This window comes from Thalassospira profundimaris WP0211, from assembly GCF_000300275.1.
GTDB lineage: Bacteria > Pseudomonadota > Alphaproteobacteria > Rhodospirillales > Thalassospiraceae > Thalassospira > Thalassospira profundimaris.
Genome location: NZ_AMRN01000011.1, coordinates 59,499 through 73,096, shown reverse-complemented (window position 1 = coordinate 73,096; position 13,598 = coordinate 59,499). Strand labels below are relative to the sequence as shown.

Here is a 13,598-nt window from a genome sequence, read left to right as displayed (position 1 = left end):
GGATTGGGGCCATGATTGGGTTTAACGCCCGGTCATGGCTCTTTTTTATGCGGCAGCGATCGGTACGCGTTGGTGAGTTCGGTTAAAAGCACCATCTATTTTGCGAAGTGTTTGCAAACAATCCGAAATTAAAGAAAGATTGAACCGGGCGAGATCGTTTTCACCGAAAATAATGAGGTTCCGATGGCTTGGGGCGGTTTCACAGCAGCAGAGCTTGAATGGCAATATAATCCGCGCGAAACCGTGCCGGACTTCATGACCCATTTTGAACGGTTCGTGAAGCTGTCCGACGAAACCCGTGCCCAGCTTGGCGGCAAGATTGATGTGCGCTATGGCGACGGGCCCAAGGAAACCATGGATATCTTCATGGCATCCGATCCCGGCGCACCGGTGCATGTGTTTTTCCATGGTGGTTATTGGCGCAGTCAGGACAAGAAGGATTATGCCTTTGTCGCGCGTGATCTGGTGGCGGCCGGGTTTACGGTCATCTGCCCGAATTATGACCTGTGCCCGGATGTAACCGTGGCCGACATCACCGAAGAAGCCGTGCGCGCGATTGCCTATATCTATCAGCATATCGAAGAATTTAACGGCGACCGAGACCGGATTTCGATTTCGGGCCATTCGGCGGGTGGTCAGATCGTCGCCCGCCTTGCCACTCATGATTGGGCCGAAACGCTTGGCGATGCGATGCCGTTTGAGGCCATTGTGCCGATTTCCGGTGTTTTTGATCTTGAACCGATCCGGCACACGACGATCAATGATGATGTCCGCCTTGACGAAGCATCAGCTGCCGACAATTCACCAATGCTTGATGGCGTGCCGCTTGATGCGCGTTTGATGGTGGTCGTCGGCGGCAATGAAAGCCCCGAATTTGTCCGCCAAAGCGATGCCTATGGTGCTTATTGCGGCAGTGCCGGGCTTAAGGTTTCTGTCTACAAGGCATGGGGTGCCAACCACTTTACCGTGCTTGAAGAAGTGTTCCTTGGCACCGGATCCCTGTTTGGCACGCTCAAACGGTTTTTGTTGCCGTAAATCGCGCTGAAATTCCTTCAAAACAGCATAAAAAACTGCTGGTCTTCCTGTGACGTGCGGGCTGCGACGTGGTATAAAATATGACCGCTACCGCACTGAAAACAAAAATGCTTATACAGGAAGGCCCATGCGTTTCATTACTGCCGAAGATATCGAAAAATTCGTCTCGCCCCGTGATCTGGTCGAAGCCCTTCGCGACGGGTTCGAACAAGGCTGCGAAGCACCCCTGCGCAGTCATTTCAACATGGAACGCAGTAACGAGGATGACGCAACCTTCCTGATCATGCCAGCCTGGCAAAAGGATGGTGCAGCCGGTGTTAAAATCGCCGCCGTCGTGCCGGGCAATTCGGCGCGCAATCTTCCGGCTGTTTCGGGCACCTATGTTTTGCTAGATGCCGTTACCGGCCAGCCATCCGCCGTCATTGATGGCACCAAACTGACCACGCGCCGTACAGCTGCCGCATCCGCATTGGCATGTGACTATCTGGCGCGCAAGGATACCAGCGACATGGTCATGGTCGGGTCGGGGGCGATGGCCCCACAATTGATCAAGGCACATGCATCAGTTCGCCCGATCAAGAATGTCACGATCTGGAACCGCAATCCTGAAAAGGCCGCAAAACTCGCGACCGAGATTGCCGAGCTCGGCTTTAATGCCAAGGGCACCGATGATCTGGAAGCGGCGTGCAAGACGGCCGATCTGATTTCATGCGCGACGCTTTCGACCGAGCCGCTGGTGCATGGCGACTGGTTGCGTGAAGGGACGCACGTCGATCTGGTCGGCGCGTTCAAACCGACCATGCGTGAAACCGATGATGAGGTCATGCAAAAGTGCCGCATCTATGTCGATAGCTTCGAAGGGGCCAGCGCCGAAGGCGGCGACGTCGTTCAGGCCATCAACAGCGGGGCGATTGCGAAATCCGACATCATCGGCGATCTGTTCGGCCTGACCCGCGGGCAGGTCAAGGGCCGCGAGACGGATAGCGAATGCACGGTATTCAAATCAGTTGGCCATTCGCTTGAAGACTTCGTCGCAGCGGTCGCGGTCGTAAAGGCCGTCGAAAAATGATCAGCACCGATCTGTTTGCGTCTGAGCCACTTGAAGCCTTTCGCGGGCATATCAAACCCGAATGGATTGATTTCAACGGCCATATGAATGTCGGCTATTACGTGGTGGCGTTTGATCTGGGATCGATGGCGTTTCTTGATGCGGTGGGGATGGGATATACCTATCCCGAACGGCGCGGCGGATCGACCTTCGGCCTTGAAATGCACGTGACCTATGATCGCGAAATTCATCAGGATGATCCATACGTGATCCATACCCGTGTTCTGGATTGCGATCAGAAACGCATTCACATGTATCATGAAATGCGCCATGGCACTGAAGGCTGGCTGGCCGCGACCAATGAAATCATCACCATGCATATCAACATGAAGGGACGGCGTTCGGCCCCGTTCCCCGATGACATCATGGAAACACTAAACAAGATCAAGGACGCGCATGCCAATTTACCCATCCCGTCCGGGGTTGGTCGCAAGATCGGCATTCGTCGCAAATAATCAAAAACCCCGCATCATCAGATCGCGGGGTTTTGTTTTGGTGTGCTGAATCTGGATTAGGGTCGGGTTGCTATATAAAGCCTGCACATTTCGCCAGACTGATTGACATCCTGATCACGCAGATAAGTCAGGCCAAGCTTTTCAAGCATCCGAACAGACGCGACATTGTCAGGCAGGCAATAGCCATAAATCTTGTCAAACCCGTAATGATGCCAGCCATGATTGATTAGTGCCGAACTGACTTCATAGGCATAACCCTTGCCCTGATGGGCCTCGGTCACGGCATAGCCGATATCAGGTGCATCAAGCGTGTCACGCTTTACAAAGCCGATCAGGCCAATCGGGCTTTGGCCTTGTTTTTCCAGTGCAACGCACATCCCAAAGCCAAGCTTGTCATGGTTTTCGCGAAAACGCAGATCGATATAATCCCGCGCCGCCTGAAGGTCATGAATGTTACGATCGCCGATAAACCGAAGCCATCCGGGCTCATTCAGCAGCTGAAGAATGAACGGGGCGTCGTCATGCGTGGCTTCTCGCAAAATTGTGCGTTCGGTTTGAACGATCATCACTGAACTGTCCGTGTTACGGTGGCATCAAGAAGGATATTATCGGGGACTATCTGAAATAGCAGTTTGATTTCACCCCTCAAAGGTCAGGAGAATGACAATGCCCGGAAAACCGATCAAGGTGACATTTGAAGGGGCCCATGGTGCCGAACTGGCCGCACGGCTGGACCTGCCAACCGGGCCGGTCAAGGCCTATGCGCTGTTTGCCCATTGTTTTACCTGTACCAAGGATCTGATTGCCGCCCGCAAAATTGCCGAGGCGCTGACGATTGAGGGCATCGGTGTCCTGCGGTTTGATTTTACCGGGCTGGGTGGATCGGGCGGTGATTTCGCCTCGACCAACTTTACATCCAACCTTGATGATCTTGAACGTGCGGTCGATTTCCTGCGTGACGCGTTTGAGGCCCCCAAACTTCTGATCGGACATTCACTTGGCGGAGCAGCGGTTCTGGCGGTGGCCGATCGCATCAAGGAGGCAACGGCGGTTGCAACCATCGGCGCACCGGCAGATGTCCATCACGTGACCCATAACTTTGCCGATCATCTTGATGAAATCCGCGAAAAGGGCGAGGCCGAAGTTTGCCTTGGCGGGCGGCCTTTTGTCATTCGCAAGCAGTTCGTTGATGACCTTGGTGGATATGATCTGCCAACGCAGGTGGCAAAGATGAAAAAGGCGCTTCTGGTCTTGCATGCGCCGCTTGATCAGACTGTCGGGATTGAAAATGCCGGCAAGATTTTTGATGCGGCCAAGCATCCCAAAAGCTTTGTCTCGCTTGATCAAGCCGACCATTTGCTGAGCGATCCTGATGATGCGCAGTACGCCGCATCCGTAATTGCCGCATGGGCAAAGCGATATCTGCCGGCAGGCAAATCGGCAAAACCGGATATCGGCGAAGGTGTGATTGTTCGTGAAACCGGTCTTGGCAAGTTCCAGTCGATGGTCATGGCGGGCAAGCATCGCTTGCTGGCCGACGAGCCGGAAAAGGTTGGCGGGCTCGATAGTGGACCGTCGCCCTATGATTATCTTTCAACCGCCCTTGGCAGTTGTACGGTGATGACGATCCGGATGTATGCCGATCACAAGGGCATCCCGATTGATTCCATCCGTGCTGAAGTCCTGCATCAAAAAGTCCATGCCGATGATTGCGCGGAATGCGGCGAACAGCATTCGGCAAAAGGCGGCAAGATCGACCGTTTCGAACGCATCATCCGGTTCACCGGCGATCTGGATGATGCCACCCGGAAACGTTTGATCGAGATTGCCGATAAGTGCCCGGTGCACAGAACGCTTGAGGCGACATCATTGATCGTCACGCGCGAAGATCGGGTTTAGTCCGCCAGATTTCTGCACAAACAAAAAAACGCCTGACCGGTTTTCCGTGTCAGGCGTTTTTTTGTTCGTGTCAAAGTGACTTACGGCTTGGCCGCAATCACAATGAACTCAACCAGGTAATCCGGGGTGGCAAGCTTTGCTTCGCCGCAGGCACGACCCGGGGTGTGACCCTGCGGGACCCATGCATCCCAAACGGCGTTCATTGCCGCAAAGTCTTTCATGTCGGCAAGCCAGACAGTGGTCGACAGGATGTTTTCTTTGCTCGAACCGCATTCGGCCAGAAGCGCATCAACCTTTTCAAGGCATTCCTTGGTCTGGTTGGTGATGTCGCTATCGGGGTTACCAACCTGGCCAGCCAGATAGATGGTGTTGCCATGGACAACGGCCTGGCTCATACGCGGGCCGGTGTGAAGACGCTGGATGCTCATGAAACGCTCCTTGTTAAAGCATTGGATATATTATTCGAATTGAGATGTAGGGTCGAAACTCGTTCACATAATCGTTCCGGTCGCCCGGATTTGTGCGGATATGCGAAGCAAAACCGCAGGAAGATATACATCTTTCAAGGTTTTGCGACAAAATAGCCCGTGCAAATCCGGGTGATCCAAAGGCCACCTGATATGAGAGAAAGCCTCTGCGTCAAATCCCTTGACCTGGGATCACCCCGATCTGCGGCATTTTCCTAGCTTTTTCTCTCATATCAGTTGCCGGATCGGTCATGTGAACGAGTTTCGACCCTAGCTAGCACGCTTTTGTACGCCGCACCAGTCGGCAATGAACAGGGCAAGAACCTCGGTGACTTCCATCATCGACGCAATCGAAACCCGTTCATCAATCCCGTGAATACGTTCGGCCTTCGGGCCATAACAGGTGGCCGGGATATTGCCATAAATCTGGAAAAAGCGCGCATCGGTTGTCGCGGTCGAGGCCAGGTTTCTGATCTCCTTGCCGGTGACTTCCTGATGAATGTCGCCAATCATCGACATCATCGGATGATTGATATCCATCTCGCAACCTTCGGCCTGAAAACCGCGATAGGTGATCTCGATCTTGGCCCCTTTGCAAGCCGGGTGGTTATCAAGCGCGCTTTGCTTCACGGCCTCAATGGTTTCGCGCACCTTTTCAAGCTCCATGCCCGGATAGAAACCAACACGGATATCAGCGGTGCAAACCGGCGGCACGGTGGACGCCCATTCACCGCCTTCAATCTTGCCCAGATTGAAGTTCACCGGATGGACATGCGCACCAAAGGCCGCATGACGATGGGTCGGGTGGTTCCAGATTTCCTCAACTTCCTTTAACGTTTCAAAGAACCCAAAGGCCGCCTCAATCGCGTTACTGCCCGCCGAGGTATCAAGAACATGCGCCGGACTTCCCGAGACATGGATCTGGAACCACATGACACCAAGCTGGGCCGTCATCAGGGTCTGGTTAAACGGTTCGGGAATGATGGCGCAATCGGCCTTGTATCCTGCATGCAGGCAGGCCAGCGCCCCGTTGCCGGTACATTCTTCCTCGATCACTGATTGCAGGGTGACGGCGGCAGCCGGTTCAAGGCCGATATCGTGTAGCGCCTGAAGTGCCTGGCAATAGGCAATGATCCCGGCCTTCATATCGCCCGCACCACGCCCGTAAATCCAGTCATCCTCGACATGCGGGGTAAAGGGCCCAAACCGCCATTGTTCGGCCGGTCCGGTCGGTACGACATCCATATGACCATTGAGGATCAGGCTGCGTCCCGTCGGGTTTTGCGGGCGATGCAGGCCAACAACGTTTTCACGCCCGTCATAGCCGTCAATCACCGGCGGTGAAAAGCCCGGCTGATCGCGTAAGGCGCTGATGTCAATCTTGACCCGCTCGACATCGAGCCCCATCGCGGCAAACTTGTCGGCAATCCAACCTTGTGCAGATGCCTCGTTGCCAAGCAGGCTGTCATGGCGCACCAGCGCGCACAAATCATCAATCGCACTTTGGGTGCGCTTTGAAACAGCTTCGCGCAAGGCTGCACGATCAAAATGGCTCATTGGTCTTTCTCCTGCTCGGTCGAGGCCGATGATTACTTGCCGCTAACAAGGGTGGGGCGGGTGGCCGAAAGCGCATCGGTGGTAATGCCAAGCTTTTCCATCTGTGGCGGGACGCCCATGCCCGTGATGATGCTTGCCGCATATTCACCCATCGCCGGTGCGGTCTGGATGCCGTAACCCCCTTGACCGGCCAGCCAATAGAAACTGTCATCTGCCGGATCAAAGCTTGATACCGGATCGCCATCGGCAAAGAAGCTGCGCAACCCGGCCCAGCTTTCACCCGGACGGCGGACCTCGATGCTGGTGGCCGTCATCAGGCGATCAATGGTAATCGCGATATCAAGTTCTTCGGGCTGCACGTCATGGGGTTCGGTCGGTGTGGTGTCGGCCGGCGACACCAGCAAGCGACCCGCGTCTTCCTTGAAATAAAGCGTTTCGTCGAGGCATGCGACCAACGGCCAGCCATGTGGCTTTACGTCAGTTGGGACATCCACCATCACCGCCGTGCGGCGTTTGGGCACGATGCCAAGCGGCTTGATCCCGGCCTTGGTCGCGATCTCGTCCGCCCAAGCCCCCGCCGCATTGACGACGATATCGCCGGTATAAACATCGCCCTTGGCCAGCGTGACCTGCCACTTGCCGTCTGCCTTGCCAATCGCGCTGACATCGGCCTTGGTAACAACCGAACCGCCAAGCGCCTTGAATTGACGGATAAAGCCCCAGTGAAGCGCATGCACGTCAATATCCATGGCATCCGGCTCATAGGCCGCCTTGGCTACCCGGTCGGTATGAATGACTGGCACAATTTCCTTAAGTTCATCGGGCGTCAGTTCAACAAAGTTCGCACCATTCGCGCGCCCCTCGGTCAGGATGGCATCAAGTTTGGCCTCTTCGCCGGGGGCGGCGGTCATGATGATGCCGCGCGGGGTCAGGATCGGGTTTTCGGTAAACCCGTCTGGCGGGGTGATGAAGAAAGCCCGGCTGGCGGTCGACATCTTGCGGATGATCTTCGGGCCATATGTTTCGCTATAAAGCGCTGCGGACCGGCCGGTGCTGTGATAGCCCGGCTGGTCTTCGCGTTCGAGAACCGTGACGGATTTACCCGCCTTGGCCAAAAAGAATGCAGCTGACATTCCGGCAATGCCGCCGCCGATGATCAGGATGTCCGAATGTGTCATGTGGGGCCTTCTTAAATCGGGTTTGTTTTGGTGGTCGCGCCAAAGCCGCTGATAAATTGATAAAGGTTTTCTGCAAGTGTTTCACTAACATAACCACCTTCCTGCACCAGAACGGTCGGGCAGGAAAGGGTGCCAATTTTTTCGCCGATCCGGGCAAAACCATCGGGGCTGACCGTCAATCCGCCAAACGGATCATCGCGTGATGCATCAAGGCCAAGCGCAATGACAACCGCATCCGCAGCGAAATCGTCGATCCTTGCCAATGCCCGGTCAAGCGCATCAAGGAATACGTTATCGCCGCTGCCAAGGGGCAGGGGCTGATTATGGTTAAAGCCAAGCCCGTCCTGTGCGCCAGCTTCCCCGGCATGGCCCCAATAGAACGGATAAAAATCCATCGGATCAGCATGGATCGACAGGGTCATGACATCAGACCGGTCATAGAAAATATGCTGGGTGCCGTTGCCGTGATGCAGATCGACGTCAAGGATCGCGACCCGATCATATTTGCGGCGGAGCTCCTCGGCGGCAATCGCACTGTTGTTCAGGTAACAAAAGCCGCCAGCAATATTGCTACTGGCATGATGGCCCGGCGGACGGCACAGGGCATAGGCGGTCTTGGCCCCCTGATCACGCACATGGCGGGCGGCGGCAATTGCGGTTTGCGCACTGGCATAGGCTGAATGCCATGTGGTGGTCGAGACCGGGCAGGACGTGTCGCCAAGATGAAAGCCCGCCTTGCCGGCAGGATGACGCGGGTAGGGACCGTTGCGATCAAACGGGTGGATGTTTGGAATAACCTGTTCCGCCCCCCCGACATCCTGCCATTCATCGTGAATGGTCTGCAGGAAGTTCAGATATTGCGCATCGTGAATGGCGGCGATCGGGGCCAGTCCGGCGTCACTGGGGGCATGAAGATCAAGACCCAGACGCCCGACCGCACCGCGCAGGATTTCTGCGCGTTCGGGGACTTCGGGGATCGGCTTTTTCTCGCCCGCGACAATGAAGGTCTTGCCATGATGGCGGAGCTGATCGTCTGAGAAATAGGCATGCATCATCTCTGCCGCCTTTCACATGAAGTGGTCAAACGGTGGTGGTTTTGTCGGGTCTGCTGTCAGAAGGCGACCTTGTCGCCGCCTTTCAGACCCAGGATTGCGCGCGCCTCGTCCGGAGTTGCGATTTCAAGCGACAACCCGTCAAGCACCTCGCGGATTTTGCGCACTTGCGATGCGTTGTCCGGCGCAAGCTCGCCCTTCTTGATATAAAGGTTGTCTTCAAGCCCGACCCGCACATTACCGCCCATTGCGGCCGACATGCTGCCAAGCGGCATCTGATGGCGTCCCGCACCCAGAACAGAAAACTGATATTGATCACCAAACAGCTTGTCGGCCGTGCGTTTCAGATGCGCCAGATTATCAGGATCGGCGCCAATGCCGCCCAGAACACCCAACACGAACTGAATGAAGATCGGCCCCTTGATCAGGCCGCGATCAACGAAATGCGCCAGGGTATAAAGATGGCCGACATCATAGCATTCAAACTCGAACCGGGTGCCATTGGCCTCACCCAGTTCGGCCAGAATGGTTTCGATGTCTGAAAACGTGTTCTTGAAAACAAAGTCACGGCTGCTTTCAAGAAATTCCGGTTCCCAGTCATGTTTCCAGTCACTGCGCCCGGCAAGGGCCGGGAACAGGCCGAAATTCATCGTGCCCATGTTAAGCGACGCCATTTCCGGTGCGGCTTCGCGTGCGGCCCGGATGCGGTCACGGACATTCATGTTCATGCCGCCACCGGTCGAAATATTGATCACCGCATTGGTCGCTGCCTTGATCTTTGGCAGGAACTGCATGAACACATCCGGGTCCGGGCTTGGATAACCGGTTTTGGGATCACGTGCATGAAGGTGCAGGATCGATGCCCCGGCATCGGCAGCATCAATCGCCTGCCTTGCGATTTCATCGGGTGTGACCGGCAAATGCGGGCTCATGGACGGGGTATGAACCGATCCGGTAATCGCACAGGTGATGATGACTTTGCGGCTCATGCGAAGGCTCCTGCGACTTCGAGTTCGTCTTGCAGTTCGCTCAATGCCTTGCGCAGCGGCACAAGGATATCGGCAAACTGTTCCTTGGTAATCGTCATGGGCGGGCAGACCATGACATGATCGCCGCGATACCCGCCGCGTGTGCGGCGCCAGTAAATGATCAGGCCCATGTCATAGGCGATATCGACCAGACGCGCTGCTGCCATATGTTTGGGATCAATCGGCTCCATGCTGTCGCGGTCCTTGACCAATTCGATCGCCAGCAACAAACCCTTGCCGCGCACATCGCCGATCATTGCGAAATCATCGGCCATTTTGGTCAATTCATCCTTGAGTGCCGCGCCATTGGTCGAGGCATTTTCAAGCAGATTGTCTTCTTCAATCACATCAAGCACGCCATTACCCGCGGCGCACGCCAACGGGTTCCCGGCATAGGTGTAGCCATGAATAAACCCGCCGTGATCAAGAACCGGACCGACAATGCGGTCCGGTGCGATCATCGCACCAAGCGGCGCATAACCGGCGGCCAATCCCTTGGATACGGCAAGGATATCGGGCACGATGCCCCAATGCTCGGCGGCGAAATACTTGCCGGTTCGGCCGGCACCCGTCATGACCTCGTCATAGATCAGAAGAATGCCGTATTGATCGCAAATCTCGCGGATACGGCCATAGTAACTGTCCGGGGCAACCAGTGCGCCAGTGGCAGCCCCGCCGACTGGTTCCATAATGAAGCCAAGGACTGTTTCCGGGCCCTGTTTGATGATTTCGGCTTCCAGCATGTTGGCATATTTGATGCCACGGTCATGATCGCTCAGATCATCACGATCCAGATAACATGTTGGGGCTGGAATTTTCGGCTGATCGACCATCATCGGGGCAAAGGGCGCATGCATCGGCGTATAGCCGGTGATGGCAAGCGCACCCAGTGTCGCGCCATGATAGCTCGGAAAGCGTGAAATGATCTTTGTGCGCTGTGCCTGGCCCTTGGCCAGTGCATATTGCCGGGCAAGCTTGATGCAGCTTTCAACCGCCTCCGACCCGCCGGAAACAAAGAATACGCGCTCAAGATCGCCCGGTGCACGGTCGGCAAGGCGGATCGCAAGGTCTTCGGCGGCGTCATTTTCGAAATGCAGGCGATAGGCGAAGCTGGCCTTTTCAAGCTGCTTGGTCATCGCGGCGATCACGCGCGGGTCGCTATGGCCGATATTGCTGACCATGGCGCCACTCGACGCATCGATATAACGTTTGCCATCGACATCCCACATATAAACGCCTTCTGATCGTTCGATCAGCGGGCGGCGGGACCGGCTTTGATAAAACAGACGGGATTCCCGGTTATGTCCGACGGGGCTTTTGGGATCATGCGTCATTCTGGTGGCTCTCCTGAACCGGCGGAGGATTAATCCTGATGGCCGGGTAACAACACACAATTACGGGCCGCGATATGCATGAAGATATCGGCCCCTTCCTTATGGGGGTGGGCATCAATCGGGTTGATGACCTGCCAGTCGCGGCCATTGGCCTCGACAAAGTAACGGGCCTGTTGGCCCAGATAGTCAACGGTTTTGACCTTGCCGGGGATTGAAATCACGCCATCGGTGGCGCGGTTTTCTTCAGACAGATCAATTTTCTCGGCCCGGATTACGGCGCGAACGTCTTTTGAATTCTTTGCCTTGGCGGTCTGCTCGTCCGTGGTCAGCAATGTCTCGCCACTTTCAAGGGCCACTTGGGTAAAGGCGGCATCGGGGCTTCCAAGGTTGGCTTGGATGATATTGGAATGACCAAGGAAGTCGGCAACAAAGGCCGATGCCGGATTGTTATAAACTTCTTCGGGCGCGCCTTCCTGTTCGACAAAGCCATTATTCATGACAACCAGCTTGTCGGACATGGCAAGGGCCTCGGACTGGTCATGGGTGACGAATACTGTGGCAACACCAAGCTCGCGCTGGATGCGTTTGAGCTCCACCCGCATTTCTTCGCGCAGATTGGCATCAAGGGCTGAAAGCGGTTCATCAAGCAGCAATACATCCGGCTCAATCACAATCGCACGCGCCAGCGCAATGCGCTGCTGCTGGCCACCGGAAAGCTGATTGGGATAACGGTCGGCGACATGCGGCAATTGCACAAGATCAAGCGCCTTGTTGACCTTATCAGCAATGTTGGCCTTGGAAACTTTGCGGTATTTCAGGCCAAAGGCGATGTTGTCAAAAATCGTCTTGTGCGGGAACAGGGCATAGTTCTGAAACACAAGGCCAAGATTGCGCTTGTGGATCGGCAGGCTGTTAACCCGTTTACCGCGGATCAGAAGATCCCCCTCGGTAATATCGGTCAGACCCGCAATCATGCGCAGCGTTGTCGTTTTGCCGCAACCTGACGGACCCAGGAAAGTTACAAAGCTGTTGTCCGGGACGGTCAAATCAATGCGTTTTACGGCAGTGAATTCCCCAAACCGTTTAACGACATTGTGCAGTTCAACAGCGTTTTGTCTGTCTGCCATTGTTAAATACCCTGTCTGAATTGCGCCGCACCCGACATAAGGCGGCAAGTCTGTCCTGGCCGGTTGTGCACGGCCAGGACACAGTTTCAGGCAAGCAGGCGGGGCTTAGTAGCCGCGCTGCACACGCGAGAACGTTTTCGACCAGTCAGCTTCGTTTTCATTCCAGTAAGCCGGATCGAAGAAGCTAAGCGACGAAAGTGTTCCACTCGGATCAAATGCCGGAAGGGTCGGGATGACCTCGCCCAGTTCGATCTTCTGCGGATCAAGTGCCGGCGGATAGCTCTGACCTTCGGCAACGGCAATCGCCACTTCCGGCTCCAGCATGAAGTTCAGAAGTTCTTCACAGGCCGCCATCGGGCTGCCACGCAGCACAAACAGGCATTCCTGCCAACCAAGGCCACCGGCCGGATCAAGATAGCCAATGTCATGGCCCTGATCCTGCAGCGCCTTGATGCGGCCAGACCAACCCTCGGTGACATAGATTTCTTCTTCGGCCAAAAGGCTCATCAGTTCCGCCCCCGAAGACCAGTATTTCAGCGCAAGGTCGCGGTGCGCACGGACCATGTCCCAAACGGCTTCGATATCCTGAATGTTGTTCGGGTCCTGATCGGACTGCATTGCGCCGTACCAGATACGGGTTTTCCATTCGCCCCAGCCGCCGATTTTGCCTTTATAGGCTTCATCGACCATCAGCTTGGCGCCCTTGGCCTTGGCTTCGTCATCGCTGATATATTTGCGGTTATAGGCAATGCCGGTGGTGCCATAGTCATACGGAACGGCTGAAATCGTGCCGCCGGTGATCTTGCGCAGGGGCTCGACCAGTGTCGGAATGACGTTTTTAAGGTTGGGAATGTTATCTTCATTGAGTTCGGACGTCAGTTCCAGACCATGATACCGCGCATAGTCAAACACGCCCGACAGGTGGGCAAGGTTGAATTCGCCCGGCTGGCTGGCCTTGACGCGGGCAATATATTCGTCCGCACCACCAAAGGTGCCCGACACGACTTCAATGCCGGTTTTCTTGGTATAGGGCGCGAAGGCATATTTTTCGAATGCCTCGGAAACAACGCCGCCCCAACCGTCAAAGCGAACCTGTTCCGGGGTTGCGGCCATCGCCTTGCGGGCCAGCATGCCCATCGGGCCGCCGGTGACCCCGGCAACAACGCCGGCCGCACCCAGTGCGGTCAGGAAAGTACGGCGATTGATGTCCCTGTCGCGATAGCGATTAAGTAGGCGTTCATAACGTTTGGTATCGTCCATTTAAGGCCTCCTGATAAAACGATATATCCGTTGATCGGTCTTGTTGTTGGTCGTTGTATTTTTGGTGTTGTTCTTGGTTTTGGCGGTTGTCCGCATTG

General features: G+C 55.5%; 13 protein-coding genes. 4 read left to right on the top strand and 9 right to left on the bottom strand.

Annotated elements, in window-relative coordinates; genetic code table 11:
- The first annotated feature begins 183 nt into the window (after positions 1-183).
- The 3 genes from TH2_RS18015 to TH2_RS18005 all read left to right on the top strand — a co-directional run bounded on the left by TH2_RS18015 (position 184) and on the right by TH2_RS18005 (position 2,598).
- Positions 184-1,035, top strand: coding sequence for an alpha/beta hydrolase (locus TH2_RS18015; RefSeq protein ID WP_008891877.1), 852 nt, complete (start codon positions 184-186; stop codon positions 1,033-1,035).
- 127 nt (positions 1,036-1,162) lie between these two features.
- A complete protein-coding gene (lhpI, locus tag TH2_RS18010) occupies positions 1,163-2,104 on the top strand; it encodes a bifunctional Delta(1)-pyrroline-2-carboxylate/Delta(1)-piperideine-2-carboxylate reductase (RefSeq protein ID WP_008891876.1) in 942 nt (313 codons plus the stop codon).
- The gene (locus TH2_RS18005) at positions 2,101-2,598 is read left to right on the top strand and encodes a thioesterase family protein (RefSeq protein ID WP_008891875.1); all 498 of its coding nucleotides are present in this window, start codon (positions 2,101-2,103) and stop codon (positions 2,596-2,598) included. Before lhpI ends, TH2_RS18005 begins: the two co-directional genes overlap by 4 nt.
- Positions 2,599-2,654: 56 nt before the next feature.
- On the opposite strand, the gene TH2_RS18000 is transcribed toward TH2_RS18005, so the two are convergent.
- On the bottom strand, positions 2,655-3,164 hold the full coding sequence (locus TH2_RS18000) for a GNAT family N-acetyltransferase (RefSeq protein ID WP_008891874.1): 510 nt from the start codon (positions 3,162-3,164) through the stop codon (positions 2,655-2,657).
- A 100-nt stretch (positions 3,165-3,264) separates the two neighbouring features.
- Here TH2_RS18000 and TH2_RS17995 point away from each other — a divergent pair, with 100 nt between their 5' ends.
- Positions 3,265-4,497: a bifunctional alpha/beta hydrolase/OsmC family protein gene (locus TH2_RS17995; protein ID WP_008891873.1), complete on the top strand. Its 1,233-nt coding sequence runs from the start codon at positions 3,265-3,267 to the stop codon at positions 4,495-4,497.
- Positions 4,498-4,577: 80 nt separating this feature from the next.
- On the opposite strand, the gene TH2_RS17990 is transcribed toward TH2_RS17995, so the two are convergent.
- From TH2_RS17990 to TH2_RS17955, 8 genes are all read right to left on the bottom strand, one after another.
- Positions 4,578-4,925, bottom strand: coding sequence for a RidA family protein (locus TH2_RS17990; protein ID WP_008891872.1), 348 nt, complete (start codon positions 4,923-4,925; stop codon positions 4,578-4,580).
- A 309-nt stretch (positions 4,926-5,234) separates the two neighbouring features.
- Entirely contained in the window at positions 5,235-6,521 is a 1,287-nt protein-coding gene (locus tag TH2_RS17985) for a M20 family metallopeptidase (RefSeq protein WP_008891871.1), read from the bottom strand.
- A 32-nt stretch (positions 6,522-6,553) separates the two neighbouring features.
- Positions 6,554-7,699, bottom strand: coding sequence for an NAD(P)/FAD-dependent oxidoreductase (locus TH2_RS17980; RefSeq protein ID WP_008891870.1), 1,146 nt, complete (start codon positions 7,697-7,699; stop codon positions 6,554-6,556).
- Positions 7,700-7,710: 11 nt separating this feature from the next.
- Positions 7,711-8,754 (bottom strand): histone deacetylase family protein, encoded by a 1,044-nt coding sequence (locus TH2_RS17975; protein WP_008891869.1) that lies wholly within the window; start codon positions 8,752-8,754, stop codon positions 7,711-7,713.
- Positions 8,755-8,810: 56 nt separating this feature from the next.
- Positions 8,811-9,740: a 3,5-dioxohexanoate:acetyl-CoA acetone transferase gene (gene kce, locus TH2_RS17970; RefSeq protein ID WP_008891868.1), complete on the bottom strand. Its 930-nt coding sequence runs from the start codon at positions 9,738-9,740 to the stop codon at positions 8,811-8,813.
- Positions 9,737-11,113, bottom strand: coding sequence for an aminotransferase family protein (locus TH2_RS17965; protein ID WP_008891867.1), 1,377 nt, complete (start codon positions 11,111-11,113; stop codon positions 9,737-9,739). The genes kce and TH2_RS17965 overlap by 4 nt, the downstream gene beginning before the upstream one ends.
- Positions 11,114-11,142: 29 nt before the next feature.
- Positions 11,143-12,240: an ABC transporter ATP-binding protein gene (locus TH2_RS17960; protein ID WP_008891866.1), complete on the bottom strand. Its 1,098-nt coding sequence runs from the start codon at positions 12,238-12,240 to the stop codon at positions 11,143-11,145.
- Between the two features lie 105 nt (positions 12,241-12,345).
- Positions 12,346-13,500 carry an extracellular solute-binding protein gene (locus TH2_RS17955; RefSeq protein WP_008891865.1) on the bottom strand — a complete coding sequence of 385 codons (1,155 nt, stop codon included), beginning with the start codon at positions 13,498-13,500 and terminating at the stop codon, positions 12,346-12,348.
- Between the last annotated feature and the right edge of the window lie 98 nt (positions 13,501-13,598).